Origin of the sequence: Ruania albidiflava DSM 18029, assembly GCF_000421225.1 — a bacterium.
GTDB classification, from domain to species: domain Bacteria; phylum Actinomycetota; class Actinomycetes; order Actinomycetales; family Beutenbergiaceae; genus Ruania; species Ruania albidiflava.
Window position 1 is genome coordinate 40,600 of sequence record NZ_ATWL01000003.1, and the last position, 19,965, is coordinate 60,564.

Sequence of the window (19,965 nt, forward strand, 5' to 3'; positions counted from 1 at the left end):
GTGACCGGCCGGCAGGTCACCGAGCGGGCTCGCCCGGCGACCTGCCGATCGTGGTCATCCCGCCGCTGCCTCTGGCCGGTCCTCGGGCGGGCTCTGGCCGCCGGACGGGCTCTGGCCGCCCAGCGCGTTCTGATCGCCCGCGGCCGGGGTCGCCGGCTCCTCGGCGGTATCGATGTGGCACTCGCCGGTCTCCGGGTCGCACCACCCGCTGACCGGGGCGGTGACGAGCCGGGGGAGTCCCTCGGGCGCGCTCATGAGGCACGCTCGCTCGGTACCGGGCCGGCCGCCTGCTCCAGGAGCTGGTCGTAACCAGAGGGCTTCAGCGCGCCCGGGGCGGCCACCCGCCGGCCGACCACCACGAACGGGACCCCGTTGGCGCCGAGCTCCAGCGCCTCGGTCCGGTCGTCGCGGACGCGGTCGGCGTACTCGTCGTTGCCGAGGATCTCCCGGACCCGTTGCCCGTCCAGCCCCACCGACTCGGCCACACCGACCAGCGCCTCCTCCTGGTACGGGTCGAGCGTGCCGGTGAAGAAGCCGTCCTGGAGGGTCGAGAACAGCTCGTACCCCAGGCCCTGGTCGGCGGCGTACTGGACGACCCGGTGCAGATCGAACGTGTTGGCCACCATCCGGTCGATCGCATAGTCGAGCCCCTCCCGACGGGCGAACGCCTGCATCTGACGTTCTGCCGCGAGGAGCTGGTCGGCGGTGCCGCCGTGACTGCGAAGGTAGCTGGCCTCGTTCGTCTCCGGCTCGGACGGCGCGTCCGGGTCCAGCTGGAACGAGCGCATCAGGATCATGAAGCGCTCGGCGTCCGGCCGGCGATCGATGGCCTCCTGGAGCCTGTGCTTGCTGACGTAGCACCAGGGGCAGGCGAGGTCCGCCCACATCTCGATGACCACATCCGAGCCGTTGGCGTCGGGTGCCTGCGTCGTCATGTTCATCACCTCACTAGTAGTGCGTAACACCATGATGAGTGAGTTTTGAGACGCGTACAAAAGGCACCTTGAGGTGCGTGCCCGACCATCCCGGTGCCGTGCAGGGCAGTGCCGCACAGCGCGCACATGCGAGGCTGGCCGGATGACAGCGCCGATCGACGTGGCCCCCGGAGTGCTGGTGCTCACCTCGCGCACGATGTGCACCACCTCCACCGTGGTCCACGACGGCAAGCGTGCCCTGCTGGTCGATCCTGCCTGGCACGCCGACGAGCTCGAGGGCATCGCCGACCTGCTCACGGCGCGCGACCTACGGGTCGAGCTGGGCTGGGCCACGCACGCGCACCACGACCACCTGCTCTGGCACCCCCGGTTCGGTCCGGCGCCCCGGCTGGCCACGCCGTCGGCGGCAGCCACGGCCCGAGCGCAGCTGACCGAGATCCGTACCGCGCTGGCACCGACCCTGCCGGCGGAGCTACGTGCGCTCGCCGGTCAGGTCCAGGAGCTCGACGGCGCCCAGCTGCCCTGGTCCGGTCCGGTCGCCGAGGTCGTCGTGCACCACGGGCACTCCCCGGGGCACGGGGCGCTGTGGCTGCCGGAGGTGCGGGTGCTGCTCGCCGGGGACATGCTCTCGGAGACAGAGATCCCGCTGTGTGCGGAGACCGGGATCGACGCCTACGTCCGCGGGCTGGAGCGGCTCGCGCCGTACGTGGCACGGGCGCAGGTGCTCGTCCCCGGGCACGGCAGCCCCGCGTACGCCGACAACCAGGACAGCCCGATGGCACGGCTGGCTGCCGACCGCACCTACCTGGACGCGCTCGCGGCCGGCACGGGTGAGCAGGATCCGCGCCTGCGAGATGCCCCCGACTGGCTGCTCGCCGAGCACGAGGCGAACGCCGCCAGCCGATGAGATCCTGTCCGGTCCGCAGCGCCAGTGCGCGGCCTGCTGCCTGGAATAGCACCTATCGCGCCCTGGTTCGGGTAGATGCACACCCCGGGGACCGCCGTCCTGGGTGAGACTCGGACCGACCACCACGGTGAGGATCTGTGACGGACTACGGACACGACCTGCTCTTCGGAGCGTTCATCACACCGAGCAGCCGAGCGCCGGAGAGTGTCGTCGCCCTGACCCAGCGCGCCGAGCGTGCCGGGCTCGACCTGGCCACGTTCCAGGACCACCCGTACCAGCCCGCGTTCCTGGACACCTGGACGCTGCTGTCCTACCTCGCGGCCCGTACCGAACACATCCGCCTCGCCGCGAACGTGCTGAACCTGCCGCTGCGCCAGCCCGCGGTCCTGGCCAGGTCGGCGGCGAGCCTGGACCTGCTCTCCGGTGGCAGGGTCGAGGTGGGTCTGGGTGCGGGCGGGTTCTGGGACCCGATCGTGGCGATGGGGGGGCACCCGACTGACCCCTGGGGAGGCGGTCACCGGTCTGTCCGAGGCGATCGAGATCCTCCGCGGGATCTGGGACACCGGCGCCACCCAGCGGCTGGTGGTGGACGGGACGGTGCACCGGGTCGCCGGCGCCAAGCGGGGCCCCGCACCCGCGCACGACATCAGCATCTGGGTCGGGGGACTCAAACCGCGGATGCTGCGGCTGATCGGCCGCCAGGCCGACGGCTGGCTCCCCACTCTGGCCTACCTCGGCGGCCTGCAGCAGATCGCCGACGCCAACGCCACCATCGACGCGGCCGCACAGGAGGCAGGGCGCGACCCGACCCAGATCCGCCGCATGCTCAACATCGGCGGTCGGTTCAGCGAGTCCGGCAGCGAGCATCTCTTCGTCGGCCCGGTGGCGCAGTGGGTGGACCAGCTCACCAGCCTGGTGCTGGAACACGGCATCAGCGCATTCATCCTCGGCGGCGACGATCCGAGGTCGATCACGACCTTCGGCGAGGAGGTCGCTCCGGCAGTGCGCGAGCTGGTGCGCAGCGAACGTTCGTCGTCCGGCACGAGGGCTTGCGCTGGGCTGGCGCCCTGAGCAGGCTGGAGCGGTGACCACCAGCGACCACGAGCACCATCACGAACCCACCGACGCGACCACCGACCCAGCCGAGTACTGGGAGGAGCGCTACTCCGGTGCTGAGCCGGTGTGGTCCGGCCGGGTGAACACCCAGCTGGCTGCCCTGACCGCTGACCTGCCGCCCGGCCGCGCCCTCGACCTGGGCTGCGGCGAGGGTGCGGATGCCCTGTGGCTGGCCGAGCGTGGCTGGCAGACCACCGGGGTAGACATCGCCGACACTGCGCTGCACCGGGCTGCACGTGCCGCGGCCGAGCGCGGGCTGGATCCCGAGCTGGTCCGCTGGGTGCGGGCCGACCTCGCCACCTGGACCCCGGATGGGCGCTACGACCTGGTCACCGCCTCGTTCCTGCAGTCCCCGCTGGACTTTCCCCGCACCGAGGTGCTCCGCCGCGCTGCAGGAGCAGTGGCTCCCGGTGGTCACCTGCTGCTCGTCTCGCACGCCGCACCGCCGCCGTGGGCGAAGGGCCTGGACCCGAGCACGCACCATTTCGTCACCCCGGAGCAGGAGGTCGCCGGCCTGGACCTGGACGAGCAGGACTTCGCCGTGGTCGTCGCCGAGGAGCGCACCCGGCCGGCCACCGGCCCGGACGGGGAGCAGGCCGAGCTCACCGACACAGTGGTGCTGCTCCGCCGCCGCTGACTGCCCATCCGTCTGCAGCACGAGTCGGCACCTGCGGCACTGCTGGTCGTGCTGCCGATAGCCATCCGGGCAGCAGACGTGCGGCCAGCCCGGGGCTATAGCATGCGCACGCTCCAGGTCACCTGCCCACGCGGGGGCGCGGCGGCCACGGTGAGCGTCAGCCGGGCGATCTGGTCGCCCCACACCCCGCGCAGGATCGGGTCGGCCAGGTCGATCTGTTCGACGGCGGAGGTCACCGGCGCAGCAGGGGCGTGCCTGGCCGCGGCGTCGCCCGGGCTCAGGGTGAGCACCGCCCGCGCTGCTCCGGACGGGCCGCGCAGCAGCCAGCCGCCCTCACCGTCCTGCTCCGGTACCTGCGGAAGCATGAGGTGCAGGCGCACCTGGTGCCCGGGCCGGTCCAGCACCCAGGTCTCGGTCACCTGCAGCGCGTCGGTCACCTGCAGCGACCGCCGCCAGGACCGGATACCTGCCTCGACCGGGTAGGCGCCGGCCAGCTCCAGATCGAGGGTCCGGCCCACTTGGGTGAGTACCTCGGCACGGAAACGTGCCCCCACCCCCTGGGCTACGCCGTCGACCTCTGGGACGCAGTGGAACTGGGACTGGGTGAACCAGGTGGCGTACCGGCCGGAGGTAAAGCTTGCCGCCGAGTACTGCCCGGTGCCCACGTCGATGAGCACCGGCTCCCCGCCGGCGGCCAGCACCACCGAACCGACGTCCAGGTGGTTGTGCGGTTCGTCGTTGTGCCCGCCCTTGGCCACCAGCCGCAGCCGGTGGTCGGGGGAGGAGACGGTGAGTAGCTGCGTGTGCGGCAGCCACGCGTCCGGCGCGGGCGGCGGTTCGGTCACCGGTGTGGCCCGCCAGCCGGCGTCGAACAGGGTGACCAGGCACCGGTAGACCGGCTGGTGCACCTGCAGGTTGCGTGGGAACGAGGCCGCCAGCGCCGCCGGGTCCGCGGCCCCCACGGCGGTGGCGAACCGGTGCCACAGTGCCGGCGGGTGCCGCTCCTTGTCGATCCCCGGACCGGGGTCGGGCACGCGGGCCACTCCGTCGGCCAGGCTCGCCCACCAGTCGCCGCCCAGGTGGGTGAGCAGCGGGTAGCGGGCCATCGCAGCCAGCAGCGGCTGGGCGAGCACCTGCTCGGCCCCGGCCGGGTCGGACCAGCTGAGCACGTCGAGGGCCTCGAACAGGCACGCCGGGGAGCGCCACCAGTACAGGATCCCCTCGGCGCAGCCGCCGTCGGGTGGCACGTTGGCCAGGTAGCCGTCCAGGGACGCCAGCGCCTGCGGCACGATGACCGCGGCCAGGTGCTCCTCGGCGGCCAGCAGCGTGGCGCAGGCGAGCACGTTCGCCACGATCCACGGGTTCCAGTTGCTCTGGTCGCCGAACCACCAGTGCTCGGCGCCGCGGTGAGCGAACGGGCGCAGTACCCGGGCGGCGACCTCCGCGCGGAGGCGGGTGTGCAGGCCGAGGCCGGCGAGCAGGTCGGCGTGCAGGTAGCCGATCCAGGCGAGCAGGGCGCCGGTCTCTGCGGCGAACAGGTCGAGCACCGGGTCGTCCGGATCGGGCAGTCGGCGGCGCTGACCGCCGGGCGGGGTGTCGTGCGCGGGCAGGCACCAGCTCAGCTCTTCCAGCAGCAGGCCGATGCCGTCGATGAGGTCGTCCGCCCAGCGTGGGGCTGGGTCCGCAGTTGCGGCAAGAGCCAGGATCACCAGCCGCCGACGGCGGTCGAAGTAGGGGGCCTCGAACGCCCGCCGGGACCCGGTCCGCTCGAACGCGAGCCGCTGGGTGAGGGTGAGCACCGGCCACGGCTGGGCCACCAGCTCCTCGGCATGGCTGAGGATCTCTGCCCGGCTGGCGGCGTCGATTCGGGCCCAGGTGGCTCGGTCGGTGGCGCGGGGGAACGGGACCTGCGCGGCGCCAGCGGCGATCGTTTGGGTGAGCTGCTCGGCGCAGAAGGCTGAGGTGAGGGGTGTGGTGCTGCAGGGCATCGGAGCGACGATAGCGCGCCCGGGGAGATGACGGGCATACGTCATGAGCTCGCCCTATGGCTGAGGGTGTGCCGTATAGCCGTCAGTTCCACGAACGGCGCAGGGCTCGACACTGATTCGAATATATGTTCGAATGAAGTATGCGTTGGGACGGGCAGAAGCTGAGTGATGGCGCAGGTCCGGCGCTGCTGCCGCTCAACGGCCTGGTGCGGAGCGTGCGCACGCCGGAGTTCGAGGGTGTGACGTTCCACGAGGTGCTGTGCAAGAGCGCGCTGAACCGGGTGCCGAAGAACTCCACGATGCCGTTCACCTGGACGATCAACCCCACGCGCGGCTGCCTCCACCAGTGTGTCTATTGTTTTGCGCGCAAGACGCACGAGTACCTGGACCTGGACTCCGGTGCGGACTTCGACTCCCAGATCGTGGTGAAGACGAACATCGTGGAGGTGCTGCGCGCCGAGCTGGCCCGGCCCTCCTGGGCGCGCGAGCACGTGGCGCTGGGCACGAACTCCGACCCGTACATGCGCGCTGAGGGCCGCTACGAGCTGATGCCCGGGATCCTTGAGGCGCTCACCGAGGCCCGCACGCCGTTCTCGGTGCTCACCAAGGGGCCGCTGCTGCGCCGAGACCTGCCGCTGCTCGTGCGGGCTGCTCAGCGGGTGAGTGTGGACGTGGGCGTCTCGCTGGCGTTCATGGACCCTGAGCTGCAGCAACGGGTGGAGCCGGGCACGCCGAAGCCGGCCGCGCGGCTGCAGCTGATCCGGGCCCTCGCGGACGCCGGGCTGGAACCCACGGTGATGGCGATGCCGGTGCTGCCGTGGCTCACCGACTCCGATGAGCACCTGGACGTACTGATGGGTGCGGTCGCTGAGGCAGGTGGTGCGTGGGTGACAGTGGGTGCACTGCACCTGCGGCCCGGAGCTCGAGAATGGTTCCTCGGTTGGCTGGGTCGGGACTACCCGGACCTGGTGCCCAAGTACGAGGTGCTGTACGGGCGGGGTTCGTACGCCTCTGCCGAGTACCGGGAGTGGCTCGCGGGCAGGGTGCGGCGGCTGCGGCGCCGGCACGGGTTCACCGAGCGGGCGCCGCGGGATCGTGCGGCAGGTGAGGGTCGCAGTTCCGGGAAGAGCGGGCGATGGTCGCTGCGGAACGACCCTGCCGAGGTGACCGCGCGACCGGGCGCAGCAGAACCGGTCGGGCCGACGCTCTCCGAGCTGAGCATGCAGCCTGCGTTGTTCTGAGGGCTCTCTGCTGCGTGAACGTCCTGCCAACGAGTTCGCCCGCCCGTAGCAGCTCGGGCAGCGCAAGAGACACCGTTCCGATACGAGGTCGGTACGACAGGTCAGACGATCATGCGCAGACCCCACCGTGTTAGAGATCAGGGTCTTGAGCGGGGGCTCATCCCCGCACGCGGGGAGCGGACCAGCGCCGCACCAGACCCCAGCGCCAGGTAGCGGGCTCATCCCCGCACGCGGGGAACGGACTCGTTCCACATGGCGACCATGAGGCGTGCGTGGGGCTCATCCCCGCACGCGGGGAGCGGACACCCGTGGCCGACTGACGCCTAGGTGTCAACAGGGCTCATCCCCGCACGCGGGGAGCGGACTCGTTCCCGTCCTCCGCGTCCGCGTCGTACTTCGGCTCATCCCCGCACGCGGGGAGCGGACATCATCGGTCCACTCATCGGCGGGCTGGCGTACGGCTCATCCCCGCACGCGGGGAGCGGACTTACTGCAACCGGCCAGACCGAGGTGGCGCAGCATCATGTGCCGGGATACGAGGGCCGCGAACAAGACGGTGTCGATGGTGCCGGTGACGAAGTCGGCGAGGATGGAACGCTTGCGGCCCCGGAACCATTCGTGCACGGCGGCGGTCTTCCGGTCTGGGGGGTCCTCCGGGCGTACGGTGCCGGTGGCGCGCGCGAACGGCAGTCCGGTGTAGGTCTCGTTCAGTGCCGCCTTGCCGTGCACGAGAGCCACCGACTGGCTGCCGGTGCCCTGTGGGTCCGGCAGTTGCTCGAGCCAGCCGAGCATGCGTTCGAACATTGCGTTCGAGGTGGCTTGGGTGGGCAGCGCCCAGTAGCAGCCCGTCAGCCCGAACGTCGCAGCCATTGTCTCTGCGGCCAGCATCGCGGCCTCGGTCTTTCCTTCACCCATCGGTGCTTCGATCACGATCAGTCCAGGCTCGGTGAGCTCGGCTGCGAGCCGGGCGCTCTCCTCCTGCACGGGTCGGACCGGGCCTGCTGCGGCCGGGAAACGGTCTGCGAAGAACTCGCCCACCGCCGTCGGTGGTGCGAGCGGTTGCCACGGTGCGCGGATCGCGAGCCTTGACCATGCAGCGAGACTTCGTGCGGACGGTGTGTCACCCACCGGGTCCGGTAGGTCGGGGACGCACCCGTAGGGGTAGAGCGGGAACAGGTCGCTGTCGGAGGCGATCCAGTCCGCCATCACGACCAGACCGGTGAGAATCATCTGTACCTGTTGCGGCAACTGAAGCGTCGACCAGTCCAGCCAGTCGCCGGTGATTCCGGTGCGGGCGGCAACGCGGTTGGCGAGGAGGTCCTGCACGGCGATCCACGCGCCCGTGCCGAACAACGACGACTGTTCGATGGGCGCCGAGCTGACCGCGACGGCGCTGGGGTAGCTGCCGTGGTGTCCGCCCACGATGCAGGTGAGCTGATCGCGGCGGTGTGGCGGCAACGAGGTGTAACGTCCCAACCACCGATCCAGGATGGCGCCCGAAGCGATCTCATGCCTCAGCTTGGCACGGTCCTGACGAACCATCGGGCCCACCGGCAGGCCGAGATGTTCCATGTCGGCGCAGAGTTCACGCCCTTGCACAGCGAACGCCGGGCTAGCCTTTCCGAGGTCGTGGGAGGCCGCCAACCACACAGCCAGGCGGCGGGCGTCGCCTTCGCTCGGCATGCTTGCGGCTACTGCCGATCGTATCGACGGAGCCAGCCACTCGTCCCAGAGCATCCCGGCGACGTCGGCGGCGTCGTCGAGGTGCTGCCAGAGCGGCAGCCAGTGCTCGACGTCACCGACGAATGGATCCGACTTGGCCCATACGGATGCGGCCTGCTGCTGGGTGGTTTCGCGGGTCATGCGTGCACTATCCGCCCGAGCACCGACACTGGCGCCGGTCCTGCCGCAGCGTCGTTGCCTCCTGTACGCATGTGCATGAACCGATCACACACCATTGGGGGCGATTATTCAGGCGTTTGGAGCACGAGATCTGTGCGATTGTCCGTCCCCGTATGTGAGTCTCCCGCGCGGCCCACGCATGGACGGGAGGCCGAGGGATGTGGCCGAGCCGAGCGCTCACGGTGTGTCATGACGTCGGCGATCTGCTGACTGATGGTGGCGATAGCCTCAAGCCATGCTCGAAGTTGCGCGCTCGCTGGACCGGATGGTCACTGCGCTGGTGCCCTCGCTGTCGAGGAGCCTGGCCGAGCAATTCAATGTCTTCCGGGTCATGCACCACGGCACGCATGAGAAGCAGCTGTCGAATGTGTTCGCGTGGCTGCTCAACTCGCAGGGGACGCATGGGCTCGGCGACACGTTTCAGCAGATCTTCGTCGAGCAGGTGAATCAGGGCCTTGCCGGTGGAGAACGGCTGCCGACTCGCGGCTACGAGGTCGTCCAAGAGGTCGACACCTCCGGCAGCGAGGACGGTGAGCGGGATATCGCTGACATCGTGCTCACCAGCGAACGCGCCAGCATCGTGGTGGAGAACTACGAGTGGTCAGACGGCCAAGGCCACGGCTACGAGCGCTATCTCGCGCACGGCGCAGCGGGCGGCAGGCAGAGCGCCGTCGTGCTGCTGTGCGTCCGGCACGTGAGTCATCTGCAGACAGATGGCTGGGAGAAGGCTGTTGTCGTGACGTATGCGGAGCTGCTGGAGAGCCTGCACACCCACGTCGCCGGCGATGTGCGGTGGCGGCGGACCCACCCACGGCAGGACTTCTTCATCAGCGAGCTTGTCGAGCACTTCACGGAAGGACCAGGGGTTGTGAGCGGTGAGGACCAGATCCGGTTCATCGAGGCCATGTGTGCGACCGGCGAGAGTGCCCGCTACGGCCACCTGCCACATGCGAGCGCCGCGCAACAGTTCGCCGACCTGGTGGCCTTGCACGCCAAGCGGCAGTTCGAGGAGGGGCGCAAGACCTTGGCGGAGGTGAAGCGGGCACTGCGGCACTATGCCGAAGACACCCTGGCTGCCCAGATCAACGAGAGCATCTCCACCGGACAGGTGTCGGCGGTCAAGGCGCCGTTCTTGGGGCAATGGGAGTGGTGTGTGGCGCTCGTCCGCCCGGACCCGGACCGGAACTTGCATCTGGAGTTCGGTCCCACGGCGGTCGCCCAGAACGAAGTGGTGGTTGAGCCGGTCACTCATCCCGACTACTCGAAGATCTTCGTGTCGCGACAGGCCGCCGGCAGCGAGGGCATCGATCGTCTTCGCCAGACGGATGTAGGGCTCCAGGAAGTCCTGAACGGCCTCAGTGATGGCGACCTACGCCTGCGCAACGCACTGCTCGCGATCGCCGCCTCCTGATGTGTGGATAACACCTGCAGGCCGATTCGCACCCCGTCACGGTCGATGCGCATGGGACGACCTGGGGGAAGAACACGCTCAGCCTGATCGGCACAGGGCTGGCGATCGTGGGCGGGGTCGGCTGCCTGGTGGTCGCGGGCGCTCGCGCCACCCGACGGGAGCGAGCCAGGAACAGCACCGCGCCACGCGATTCCGACCGGGAGTGACTCACGGGGCCGCCCCGCCCGCCGGGCCACCGCTGCCCAGCGCCCGCGGCACCACCCGCTGCCCCCAAGCAGCCCCTACTCTGGTGAGATCACCGGCCCAGGCGACCTCCGCCGTCGTGCTGGCCGTGCCGACCGACAGGAAGGGGCCCAGCGTGAAGGTTGCCGGCCGTGCCGCCGTCCCACCGTTCCAGGTGATGAGCATCCTGGACCGGGTCGCCCAGCTGCGCGCTGCCGGGCGGGACGTGATCTCGCTGTGCGCCGGCGAGCCCGAGGGTGGCGCCCCACCGGACGTCGCGGCCGCCGCCATCGACGCGCACCGGGCAGGCGATCTCGGCTACACCAGCGCACTCGGCCCCCGCGAGCTGCGCGAAGCCGTCGCCGGGCACTACCACCGCTGGTACGGCCTGGACCTCACCGAAGCAGACGTCGCGATCACCACCGGCTCCTCCGGTGCCTTCCAGCTCGCGTTCCTCGCCGCCTTCGAACCCGGCGACCGGGTCGCCCTGGCCAGCCCCGGCTACCCCGCCTACCGCAACATCCTCACCGCTCTGGGCTGCCAGGTGGTCGACATCCCCTGCGGTGTGGCGGAGCGGTTCCAACCCACCCCGGAGCTGCTCGCCGCCGCGCACGCCCGCGCACCGCTGGCCGGCCTGGTGCTCGCCTCCCCGGCCAACCCGACCGGCACCATGGTCCACCGGGACGAGCTCGCCGCCCTCACCACCTGGTGCGATGCGCACGGCGTCCGGCTGGTCAGCGACGAGATCTACCACGGCATCACCTACCCGGCCGATCCCACCGCCCCGGACGCCCGCGGGGTGAGCGCCTGGGAGTCCAGCCGCACCGGGGTGGTCGTCTCCTCCTTCTCCAAGTACTGGGGGATGACCGGCTGGCGGCTCGGCTGGATGCTGCTGCCCGCCGACCTGCGCGAGGCGATCGACGCCCTTGCCGGCAACCTCGCCCTCTGCCCGCCGGTACCCGCCGCCCGCGCCGCCCTGGCCGCGTTCAGCGAGGACTCTTACGCCGCCGCCGACGCCCGCGTGGCCGACCTGGCCAGCACCCGCGCCCAGCTGCTCGACCTGGTGCCGTCGCTCGGCTGGGGGCCGGTCGCCCCCGCCGACGGCGCGTTCTACCTCTACGCCGGCCTGGGCGAGGCCCTGGGCCGCTACCCCGACGCCGTCGCCTGGTGTCGCGCACTGCTCGAGGAGCAAGGTGTGGCGCTGGTGCCCGGTATCGACTTCGACCCCACCGGCGGCGCAGGCTTCGTGCGGCTCTCCTTCGGCGCCGGCACCCAGGCGGTCACCTCCGCCATCCAACGCATCCAGGCGTTCCAGGCCGGCGACGGCGCAGCTCGCCGCGCGTAGGTCCGCTCGGCTGGTTGCGGGTCACCAGTACGCTGCTGGGCGTGAGCGACGCAGCCCTCGAAGCGACCGAAACCATCAGGATCGACCCTGCCGCCGACTCCCCCTACTGGCGCGGGGCCCTCACCTGGGTGACCGACGGTGACCTGCACCATCCCTGGCGGCTGCCACCGGAGCGGGCGCGCCGTGCGCACGCCCCCGGGCTGATCGAGGTCGCACAGATGGCTGCTGGGGTGCGGGTGGAGCTGGTCACCGACGCCACCGCCCTGCGTCTGCCGCTGACCTTCGCCTACGAGACGCCCGGAACCCTGGACCTGACCGTGGACGGGCAGCTCGTCGACCGGGTCGAGCTCGAGGGTGCTCACACCCTCACCGGCGAGCTCCCGGCCGGTATGCACGAGGTGCGGATCTGGCTGCCGCAGGTGGGCCGCACCGGCGTGGGCCCCCTCGAGCTGGTCGGAGCCACCGTCGCCGACCCGCTGCCGAGACGGCCGCGGTGGATCACCTACGGCTCCTCGATCAGCCAGTGCAGCGCCGCCGCGGGTCCGAGCGAGACCTGGCCTGCGATCGTGGCCACCAGCCTCGGCTGGGACCTGGTGTGCCTCGGCCTGTCCGGCCAGTGCCACCTGGACCCGATCGTCGGCCACGCGATCGCCGCGCAACCGGCTGACCTGGTCACGATGTGCCTGGGCATCAACATCCACAACGGGGGGTCGTTCAGCGAACGGTCCTTCGCCCCGCAGGTCTCCGGTTTCCTCGAGCGGGTGCGCCTGGCGCATCCCACCATCCCGGTCGCGGTGATCAGCCCGATCGGCTCACCGGAGCGGGAGACTACGCCCAGCGCCGCCGGGTTCGACCTGGTGCGCATGCGGGCAGCGCTCGCCGATGTGGTGCGCGTGCTCGCCGAGGACGACCCGGACCTGCATCTCATCGACGGTCTGGCAGTGCTCGGCGTGCACGAGGCGCACCTGCTTCCCGACGGGCTGCACCCGGACGCCGAGGGCTACCGGCTGATGGGCACCCGGCTCACCGAGCAGCTCGGCGTGCTGGTCTGAGCTCGCCGGTCCCGTCGCTCAGCCCCGGCGCACCCGGCTGAGCACCAGCTCGCGTGCCCGCAGCTTCGCCCGGGTGCGGGCGGTGCACGCGGCCGCCACGGCGATCACCCCGGCGAGCAGCTGTCCGCCGAGGATCGCCCGGTTCAGGTTCAGCGCCGGCTTCCAGGTGACGTCGCCGCCGCGGACCACGAACACCCCGGCCGGCACCGCACGCACCCCGAAACCGCCGCCACCACCCGAGCCTTCGCCGATCGGTCCGCTCTCGCTGGAGCGCGGGTCGCGACCCGCCCCGGACCCGTAGCCCATCCCTGCGCCGCCGAGCACGCGGGCCACCGGGATCACTGTGACGCCGTCCGCCTCGTACGGTTCGCCGAACACCCGGCGCACGGTCAGCGCCTCTCGGGCGGCGTCGATGGGCTTGCTGGCCTGGCTGTCTGCGTCGGTCATCTCGAGCTCCTCTGGGTCGGGGTTCCACTCTCGCCTGGGCAGCACCGGATGCTCAAGACCGGGAGCGCCACGATCAGCGTCGGGTGCTGGCCCGCACCTGCAGCTCCGGCTGGAACAGCTGCTGCTGCGCTGGCGTGCTGGGGGAGAGCAGCCGTTCGAAAAGCATCTCTGCGGCGGCTGCGCCGATCTCCCGGCTCGGCTGGCGGATCGAGGTCAGCGGCCGCGCGGTCGTGGCGGCGAAGACGATGTCGTCGTACCCGATCACCGCGACCTCACCGGGGACGTCCACCCCGGCGTCGACCAGCTCGGCCACGATGCCGATCGCCTGCAGGTCGTTGCCGCCGAACACCCCGTCCGGGCGGTCCTGCGGGTCCCGGTCGGCGATCTGCCGGCCCGCTTCGCGGCCGAACCCCACGTCCAGGTCCGGGAACTCCAGCACCTCCAGGCTCACGTTCCCCGCCTCGTCCACAGCCTTCTGGTAGCCACGCAGCCGCCGCACCATCTGTTGTACCTGGCGCGGCCCGGAGACGAACCACAGCCTGCGGCAGCCCTGCTCGATCAGGTGCCGGGCCGCCAGATACCCACCCGCCTCGTGGTCGGTGCCGACCGATGGCAGCAGTCCTTCGTCGTCGGTGCGGTCCACCAGCACCACTGGCGTGCCCCGGGCGGCGATCTCGTGCGCCTGCTGCAGGTTGTCGTCGAACGGGGTGAGGATGATGCCGTCGAACCGGAACTGCTCGAACATGCGCAGGTACTGTCGCTGCTGCTGCGGCGACTCGTGCGTGCTGCCGACCATCACGCTCAGGTTCTTCTCCGTGGCCGCATGCTCCACGGCCACCACCATCTCGGCGAAGAACGGGTTGGAGGCGTTGATCACCGAGAGGCCGATCATCCCGCTGCGCGAGGTGCGCAGCTGCCGGGCCGGCATGTTCGGGACGAAGCCGAGCTCGTCGACAGCCGAGCGGACACGTTCGGCCATCCCGGTGGACAGGCGGTCAGGCCAGTTGAAGAAGTTGGACACTGTGGCCGCGGACACGCCCGCATGCCGTGCGACCTCCTGAATCGTCACCGGCGGCACGCCATCCTCCTTTGGTCTCCCCTACAGGAGGCCACTCTAAGCGCTCAGCTGGTGTGCTTGTGAATCGTTTTGTCCGGAGGTCAGGCCTGCTCGACGGCGCAGCGCACCCGGGTCGGTCACGTCCGCCGGCCGGAGAGCGGCACCACGAGCACCGGGATGTGCTGCGTGTGCGCCAGGTGGCCGCCCACAGAGCCGCCGATCAGCTCGTTCATCCAGCCGGCGAAGCCAGGTCGACGGCTGCCCACGACGATCATCGGGGCCTGGTACTCCCGCGCCACCCGGCCCAGACCGCGGGCGACCTCACCCGCGGTGTAGACGAACCGCCAGGAGAGCTCTCGGCCCTGCAGGTGCTGCTGCACGAACTCGATCAGCGCATCCTCGACCTCGGTGGGATCGTCGTCAGCATCATCGGGGTCCACCGGCACGGTCGCCACGGAGCCGGCCATCTCTGCGGAGACGACCAGATGGCCTGGGTCGACCCACACGCACAGCACACCAGTCCCGAGCTGCTCGGCGAACTCCCGGGCCCGGTCCAGCACGTGCGGGTCCTGGCCGGGTTCGATGCCCACGACGACCGGGCGCTCCTTCGGCTCCCCGACCCACGGGTGGTCACGGGTGATCGTCATGGCTGCCGCCGCCGGGTGCGCTGCCGTTCTCGATAGTTGGAGCCGGACTGGTGCATAGCAGCACGGTACGCCCCTCTGGCAAGCGGCGCAGGCTCCGAGCGCACTGTGCACGCAGGCTCATCTGGCCGCATCCCGCCTGGGGCTGCAGACTGGACAGATGGTCACGACGGACGCCTCGGACGGGGAACAGCGCCCGAGTGTGCTGGCAGACCTGCTGCCGCTCGTCCTGCCGGAGGGCTACCAGGTCGATCCACGGCTGGCACCAGCCGCGCAGCGGGCCTGGTCCAGTGCCCGGCGCAAGCTGTACGCGCTGGTCACCGACCACCCCGACCAGTTTCCGATGTACACCACCGGCGGGCGGTGGGACTTCGAGGGTGAGGCGTGGACGAACTGGTGCGAAGGGTTCCTCGGCGGCCAGCTCTGGCTCGCGGCCGCGCACAGCAGCGGCGGCTACGCCGACTGGTACCGGTCCGCCGCTGAACGCTATTGCGCACAGCTGCTGCCCCGCCGCACCGACGACACCGTGCACGACCTGGGCTTCCTGTTCTGGTCCAGCTACTACCGCTGGTATGCCGTCACCGGTGAGGAAGCCCTGCGGGAGGTGCTCATCACCGCCAGGCGGACGATGGCCAGCAGGTTCCGCAGCGCCGGCGGCTACCTGCCCAGCTTCCGCGGTCCGGAGTCCCTGTTCATCGACATCATGATGAACGTGCACCTGGTCTACTACGCGGCCGCGCAGACCGGTGACGCCGAGCTGGCGGACGTGGCCAGCAGGCACTGCCTGACCACTCGCCGGTACCTGGTCCGCGGTGACGGGTCAGCGGCGCACGAGGGCATCTTCGATCCCGGCACCGGCGAGTTCCTGCGGCAGAGCACCCAGCAGGGGTACCGGGCGGACGGTTCCTGGGCGCGCGGGCAGGCCTGGGCGCTGCACGGGTTCGGCACCGTGTACCGGTTCACCGGCGACCGGCGGTTCCTGCAGACCGCGTGCGGCTGCGCCGACTTCTGGCTGGAGCGCACCCGGGATGCTCTGGTGCCACCGAACGACTGGTCCGAACCGCAACCGGCCCGTCCGCACGAGTCCTCGGCTGCGGCCGCCGCAGCCGCCGGGCTGTGGCAGCTGGCCGGCCTGGTGCAGGACCACTCGCGCGCCCGCGCGTACGCCGACCACGCGGTGTCCACCCTCCTGGAGCTCACCGGCCCGGACTTCCTCAGCCCACGCGAGGACGACCGGGACGGGCTGCTCAAGCACGCCAGCTACCACGAGGCCAAGGGGCTCGGTGTGGACGAGTCGGTGATGTGGGGCGACTACTTCCTCCTCGACGCCCTGGACCAGGTGCTCGCCTGAGCCCCTGCCTGCAAGGTCGAGCGAACCGGGCAGCGGTGCCCGGTCTTTCGTGACCTTGCGGAGGGGGCGGGCCCGGCCGGGTACCCTGTGGGCCGTGCCCACTCGCCGCGAGCCCCGGGGGTTCCATGCCTGACGTCCACCAGCCCGACACCGTGGCCCACGCGGCCGAGACCCCCGAGCTGGAGCAGCCGTACGCCGAGCTCGGCCTCACCGAGGGCGAGTACGCCCAGATCCGCGACCTGCTCGGGCGCCGGCCCACCGCCGCCGAGCTCGCGATGTACTCGGTGATGTGGTCCGAGCACTGCTCCTACTCCTCCTCCCGGGCGCACCTGCGCCAGTTCGGGGAGAAGACCACCGAGGAGATGCGCGCCCACCTGCTCGTGGGCATCGGCCAGAACGCCGGGGTGGTGGACATCGGCGACGGCTGGGCGGTCACCTTCAAGGTGGAGTCGCACAACCACCCCTCGTTCGTCGAGCCTTACCAGGGTGCGGCTACCGGCGTCGGCGGGATCGTGCGGGACATCATCTCCATGGGCGCCCGGCCGGTGGCGGTGATGGACCAGCTGCGGTTCGGTGCGGTGGACCACCCGGACACCCAACGGGTGGTGCACGGGGTGGTCGCCGGTGTGGGCGGATACGGCAACAGCCTCGGCCTGCCGAACATCGGTGGCGAGCTGGAGTTCGACTCCTCCTACCAGCGCAACCCGCTGGTGAACGCCCTGTGCGTGGGGGTGCTGCGGCACGAGGACATCCACCTGGCGAACGCTGAGGGCGTGGGCAACAAGGTGGTGCTGTTCGGCGCCCGCACCGGCGGGGACGGCATCGGTGGCGCATCCATCCTGGCGAGCGAGACCTTCGACGCTGACAAGCCGTCCAAGCGCCCCAGCGTGCAGGTCGGCGACCCGTTCATGGAGAAGGTGCTCATCGAGTGCTGCCTGGAGCTGTTCTCCGCCCGCGTGGTGGAGGCCATCCAGGACCTCGGCGCCGCCGGCATCTCGTGCGCCACCAGCGAGCTCGCCTCCAACGGAGACGGCGGGATGCACGTGGACCTGGAGAACGTGCTGCTGCGCGACCCCACGCTGACCGCCGGCGAGATCCTGATGAGCGAGTCGCAGGAGCGGATGATGGCGGTGGTCGCCCCGGACGAGCTCTCCGAGTTCCTGGCCATCACCGAGAAGTGGGACGTGGAGACCGCGGTGATCGGCGAGGTCACCGACACCGGCCGGCTGACCATCGACCACCACGGGCACCGGATCGTGGACGTGGACCCGCGCACCGTCGCCCACGACAGCCCGGTCTACGACCGGCCCTACGCCAAGCCCGCTTGGCAGGACGCCCTCAACGCCGACGACGCCGCTCACCTGCCCCGGCCCACCGCACCGGAGCAGGTGCGGGAGCAGCTGCTGGCGCTGGTCGCCTCCCCGAACCTCGCGTCCAAGTCCTGGGTCACCGACCAGTACGACCGGTACGTGCAGGGCAACACCGCCATGGCCCAGCCGGACGATGCCGGAGTGGTCCGGGTGGACGAGAGCAGCGGGCTGGGCGTGGCGCTGGCCACCGACGCCAACGGCCGGTTCGCCAAGCTCGACCCGTACGTCGGCGCCCAGCTCGCGCTCGCCGAGGCCTACCGGAACGTGGCTGCTGTGGGCGCCCGCCCGCTGGCCGTGACGGACTGCCTGAACTTCGGTTCCCCGGAGGACCCGGACGCGATGTGGCAGCTGGTGCAGGCCATCACCGGGCTGGCCGACGCCTGCGCTGAGCTCGGGGTGCCGGTCACCGGCGGGAACGTGTCCCTGTACAACTCGACCTTGGCCGGAGAGGTCGGCGTGGGGCACATCGACGCCTCGATCAACCCCACCCCGGTGGTCGGGGTGCTCGGGGTGCTCGACGACGTCGCTCGGGTGACGCCTTCAGCCTGGGCTGAGGACGGACTGGAGGTGTACCTGCTCGGTACCACGGCAGTGGACCTGTCCGGCTCGGTGTGGGCGCAGGTGACCCACGACCACCTGGGCGGCCGGCCGCCGGCCGCCGACCTGGCCGCGGAGCGGAACCTGGCCGAGGTGCTCATCGGCGCCGGTCGCTCCGGGCTTGCCCGTGCCGCGCACGACCTGTCTGACGGGGGGCTTGCCCAGTCCCTGACCGACGCAGTGCTGCGGCATGGCATCGGGGTGGAGGTGGAGCTGGCCGAGCTGCTGGAGCGGGACGGGGTGGACCTGGCCACGGCGTTGTTCGCCGAGACCGGCGCCCGCGCGCTGGTGGCGGTGGATGCCGGCCGTGCCGGTGACCTCGCCGAGCTGGCCGCCCGGCACCAGGTGCCGCTGTTGCGGCTGGGGGTGACCGGCGGCGACGCTATGTCGGTGGCCGGCGCGTTCCAGGTGGAGCTGGCCGAGCTGCGCAGGGCGCACGAGGACACCCTGCCGCAGATCTTCGGCGCCAACCCTGCGTGAAACGAATCAGGCGATACTTCCTGCGCGGAGTCGTGCTCTGCGGTATCGCTCCGGCGGCGTAGCTGCCGAACCCGTCGACCCGGAGCGGCGTAGCCTGGGCCGATGAGGTCAACTGCACTGCCCGGTGCCGGTGAACGCACCCTGGTCCATGGTGACCACGAGGCGATCATCGTCGAGACCGGCGCCGGAATCCGCAGCTACACCCTGGACGGTGTGCACCTGCTCGGCGGTTACCCGCCTGGGGCGCTGTGCCCGAGCGCTCGTGGCCAGTGGCTTGTGCCGTGGCCGAACCGTATCCGCGGTGGGAAGTACACCTATGGCGACGAGGAGCAGGTGCTCCCGGTCCAGGACCCGGAGCCGGACTCTGCGATCCACGGGCTAGCCCGCTGGGTGCCGTTCGGTGTGCTCGACCAGGATGCCTCCCGGGTGGAGCTCGGTGCCGTGCTGCCCGCCCGACCCGGCTATCCGTGGCCGCTGGAGATGCGGGTGCTCTGGGAGCTGTCCGCCGACGGTCTGGCCGCCGCGCTGCGGGTACGCAACCTCGCCACCGAACCAGTGCCGTTCGGTGCCGGCGCACACCCCTACCTGGCGGCCGGCGGCACGTTCCGGGAGCTGGTCGACGCCGCGCAGATCACCGTGCCCGGCGCCACCCGGCTGACCGGGGAGAACTCGTTCCTCACCGACCGCAAGAGCGTGGACGAATCCGACGACTTCCGCACCGCCCGCCGGATCGGCACCCATGAGCTGGGCCTGTACACCGACCTGGACCGGGACGACGACGGCCTCGCCCGGGTGGTCTTCGACCGGGAGGACGGCTGGCAGGTCACCCTCTGGCAGGACGAGTCCTGGCCGTTCGTGCTGCTGTACACCTCCGACCAGGTCAGCGACACCGAGGGCCGCCGCACCTCGGTCGCGGTGGAGCCGATGACCTGTGCCGTGGATGCGTTCAACTCCGGCGACGGGCTGATCACGCTGGCACCGGGGGAGGAGTTCACCGGCCGCTGGGGCATCGCCGTCCGTCAGCCGCACTGAGGCGCCCGTACCTGCGCGAACGCTCTGGTCTGCGGCCAGCAACCGCCTTCCCGCCGCAGACCAGAGCGTTCGCGCCTGTGGAGTCGGACACGCACTGGGTGTCTCGCCCCGCGGAAGCGTCCTCTCGGTCTACGATGGCTAGTGCCGGACCTGTTCGCTGCCGAGCGGACACCAGGGAGGGTCCGGATTCGTGCCGGCCGCGATGGGGCCGCCGGAAGACCAGAGAAGGTA

At 70.9% G+C, this 19,965-nt stretch carries 17 protein-coding genes and 1 pseudogene; 11 read left to right on the plus strand and 7 right to left on the minus strand.

The features are described 5' to 3' along the window. Positions 1-54: 54 nt before the first annotated feature. Both K338_RS0104485 and K338_RS0104490 read right to left on the minus strand, forming a co-directional pair. Positions 55-255 (minus strand): hypothetical protein, encoded by a 201-nt coding sequence (locus K338_RS0104485; protein WP_022916986.1) that lies wholly within the window; start codon positions 253-255, stop codon positions 55-57. Continuing rightward, positions 252-935: a DsbA family oxidoreductase gene (locus K338_RS0104490; protein WP_022916987.1), complete on the minus strand. Its 684-nt coding sequence runs from the start codon at positions 933-935 to the stop codon at positions 252-254. Before K338_RS0104490 ends, K338_RS0104485 begins: the two co-directional genes overlap by 4 nt. A gap of 142 nt (positions 936-1,077) precedes the next feature. On the opposite strand from K338_RS0104490, the gene K338_RS20495 reads away from it, so the two are divergent. The 4 genes and pseudogenes from K338_RS20495 to K338_RS0104505 all read left to right on the plus strand — a co-directional run bounded on the left by K338_RS20495 (position 1,078) and on the right by K338_RS0104505 (position 3,595). Next, entirely contained in the window at positions 1,078-1,842 is a 765-nt protein-coding gene (locus K338_RS20495; protein WP_022916988.1) for an MBL fold metallo-hydrolase, read from the plus strand. Positions 1,843-1,979: 137 nt separating this feature from the next. Then, a pseudogene (locus tag K338_RS26365) lies at positions 1,980-2,255 on the plus strand (LLM class flavin-dependent oxidoreductase); the annotation flags it as partial. A 34-nt stretch (positions 2,256-2,289) separates the two neighbouring features. Then, complete coding sequence (locus tag K338_RS20500; protein WP_281166598.1) at positions 2,290-2,913, plus strand: LLM class flavin-dependent oxidoreductase; 624 nt, start codon at positions 2,290-2,292, stop codon at positions 2,911-2,913. 13 nt (positions 2,914-2,926) lie between these two features. Beyond that, positions 2,927-3,595: a class I SAM-dependent methyltransferase gene (locus K338_RS0104505; RefSeq protein ID WP_022916989.1), complete on the plus strand. Its 669-nt coding sequence runs from the start codon at positions 2,927-2,929 to the stop codon at positions 3,593-3,595. 95 nt (positions 3,596-3,690) lie between these two features. Here K338_RS0104505 and K338_RS0104510 read toward each other — a convergent pair whose 3' ends face one another. After that, the gene (locus tag K338_RS0104510; RefSeq protein WP_022916990.1) at positions 3,691-5,583 is read right to left on the minus strand and encodes a heparinase II/III domain-containing protein; all 1,893 of its coding nucleotides are present in this window, start codon (positions 5,581-5,583) and stop codon (positions 3,691-3,693) included. A gap of 140 nt (positions 5,584-5,723) precedes the next feature. Here K338_RS0104510 and K338_RS0104515 point away from each other — a divergent pair, with 140 nt between their 5' ends. Next, the gene (locus K338_RS0104515) at positions 5,724-6,824 is read left to right on the plus strand and encodes an Rv2578c family radical SAM protein (RefSeq protein WP_022916991.1); all 1,101 of its coding nucleotides are present in this window, start codon (positions 5,724-5,726) and stop codon (positions 6,822-6,824) included. A gap of 462 nt (positions 6,825-7,286) precedes the next feature. On the opposite strand, the gene K338_RS26555 is transcribed toward K338_RS0104515, so the two are convergent. Continuing rightward, positions 7,287-8,687, minus strand: a complete 1,401-nt coding sequence (locus tag K338_RS26555) for a CRISPR-associated endonuclease Cas3'' (RefSeq protein ID WP_425413816.1) — start codon at positions 8,685-8,687, stop codon at positions 7,287-7,289. Positions 8,688-8,961: 274 nt separating this feature from the next. Here K338_RS26555 and K338_RS0104525 point away from each other — a divergent pair, with 274 nt between their 5' ends. The 3 genes from K338_RS0104525 to K338_RS0104535 all read left to right on the plus strand — a co-directional run bounded on the left by K338_RS0104525 (position 8,962) and on the right by K338_RS0104535 (position 12,756). Further along, positions 8,962-10,137 carry a PD-(D/E)XK nuclease family protein gene (locus tag K338_RS0104525; RefSeq protein WP_022916992.1) on the plus strand — a complete coding sequence of 392 codons (1,176 nt, stop codon included), beginning with the start codon at positions 8,962-8,964 and terminating at the stop codon, positions 10,135-10,137. Between the two features lie 400 nt (positions 10,138-10,537). Next, complete coding sequence (locus K338_RS0104530) at positions 10,538-11,704, plus strand: pyridoxal phosphate-dependent aminotransferase (protein WP_051154684.1); 1,167 nt, start codon at positions 10,538-10,540, stop codon at positions 11,702-11,704. 41 nt (positions 11,705-11,745) lie between these two features. Further along, the gene (locus K338_RS0104535) at positions 11,746-12,756 is read left to right on the plus strand and encodes a GDSL-type esterase/lipase family protein (RefSeq protein WP_022916994.1); all 1,011 of its coding nucleotides are present in this window, start codon (positions 11,746-11,748) and stop codon (positions 12,754-12,756) included. A gap of 18 nt (positions 12,757-12,774) precedes the next feature. On the opposite strand, the gene K338_RS20505 is transcribed toward K338_RS0104535, so the two are convergent. The 3 genes from K338_RS20505 to K338_RS20510 form a co-directional block, all read right to left on the minus strand. Then, entirely contained in the window at positions 12,775-13,203 is a 429-nt protein-coding gene (locus tag K338_RS20505; RefSeq protein ID WP_022916995.1) for a spore germination protein GerW family protein, read from the minus strand. 73 nt (positions 13,204-13,276) lie between these two features. After that, positions 13,277-14,272 carry a LacI family DNA-binding transcriptional regulator gene (locus K338_RS0104545; protein WP_027286432.1) on the minus strand — a complete coding sequence of 332 codons (996 nt, stop codon included), beginning with the start codon at positions 14,270-14,272 and terminating at the stop codon, positions 13,277-13,279. Between the two features lie 125 nt (positions 14,273-14,397). Next, positions 14,398-14,907 carry a universal stress protein gene (locus tag K338_RS20510; protein ID WP_051154674.1) on the minus strand — a complete coding sequence of 170 codons (510 nt, stop codon included), beginning with the start codon at positions 14,905-14,907 and terminating at the stop codon, positions 14,398-14,400. A gap of 157 nt (positions 14,908-15,064) precedes the next feature. On the opposite strand from K338_RS20510, the gene K338_RS0104555 reads away from it, so the two are divergent. The 3 genes from K338_RS0104555 to K338_RS0104565 all read left to right on the plus strand — a co-directional run bounded on the left by K338_RS0104555 (position 15,065) and on the right by K338_RS0104565 (position 19,734). Next, complete coding sequence (locus tag K338_RS0104555) at positions 15,065-16,255, plus strand: glycoside hydrolase family 88 protein (RefSeq protein ID WP_022916997.1); 1,191 nt, start codon at positions 15,065-15,067, stop codon at positions 16,253-16,255. A 125-nt stretch (positions 16,256-16,380) separates the two neighbouring features. Then, positions 16,381-18,702 carry a phosphoribosylformylglycinamidine synthase subunit PurL gene (gene purL, locus K338_RS0104560; protein WP_022916998.1) on the plus strand — a complete coding sequence of 774 codons (2,322 nt, stop codon included), beginning with the start codon at positions 16,381-16,383 and terminating at the stop codon, positions 18,700-18,702. Positions 18,703-18,804: 102 nt separating this feature from the next. Continuing rightward, positions 18,805-19,734, plus strand: a complete 930-nt coding sequence (locus K338_RS0104565; protein ID WP_022916999.1) for an aldose 1-epimerase family protein — start codon at positions 18,805-18,807, stop codon at positions 19,732-19,734. Positions 19,735-19,965: the final 231 nt, after the last annotated feature.

Bases quoted from the DNA above. Each gene is read 5' to 3' on its own strand.
- K338_RS0104525 (WP_022916992.1), top strand. From the start codon at position 8,962: ATGCTCGAAGTTGCGCGCTCGCTGGACCGGATGGTCACTGCGCTGGTG.
- purL (WP_022916998.1), top strand. From the start codon at position 16,381: ATGCCTGACGTCCACCAGCCCGACACCGTGGCCCACGCGGCCGAGACC.
- K338_RS0104555 (WP_022916997.1), top strand. From the start codon at position 15,065: ATGGTCACGACGGACGCCTCGGACGGGGAACAGCGCCCGAGTGTGCTG.
- K338_RS26555 (WP_425413816.1), bottom strand. From the start codon at position 8,687: ATGACCCGCGAAACCACCCAGCAGCAGGCCGCATCCGTATGGGCCAAG.
- K338_RS20495 (WP_022916988.1), top strand. From the start codon at position 1,078: ATGACAGCGCCGATCGACGTGGCCCCCGGAGTGCTGGTGCTCACCTCG.
- K338_RS0104565 (WP_022916999.1), top strand. From the start codon at position 18,805: ATGAGGTCAACTGCACTGCCCGGTGCCGGTGAACGCACCCTGGTCCAT.
- K338_RS0104530 (WP_051154684.1), top strand. From the start codon at position 10,538: ATGAGCATCCTGGACCGGGTCGCCCAGCTGCGCGCTGCCGGGCGGGAC.
- K338_RS0104485 (WP_022916986.1), bottom strand. From the start codon at position 255: ATGAGCGCGCCCGAGGGACTCCCCCGGCTCGTCACCGCCCCGGTCAGC.
- K338_RS0104515 (WP_022916991.1), top strand. From the start codon at position 5,724: ATGCGTTGGGACGGGCAGAAGCTGAGTGATGGCGCAGGTCCGGCGCTG.
- K338_RS20505 (WP_022916995.1), bottom strand. From the start codon at position 13,203: ATGACCGACGCAGACAGCCAGGCCAGCAAGCCCATCGACGCCGCCCGA.
- K338_RS20510 (WP_051154674.1), bottom strand. From the start codon at position 14,907: ATGACGATCACCCGTGACCACCCGTGGGTCGGGGAGCCGAAGGAGCGC.
- K338_RS0104510 (WP_022916990.1), bottom strand. From the start codon at position 5,583: ATGCCCTGCAGCACCACACCCCTCACCTCAGCCTTCTGCGCCGAGCAG.
- K338_RS0104490 (WP_022916987.1), bottom strand. From the start codon at position 935: ATGACGACGCAGGCACCCGACGCCAACGGCTCGGATGTGGTCATCGAG.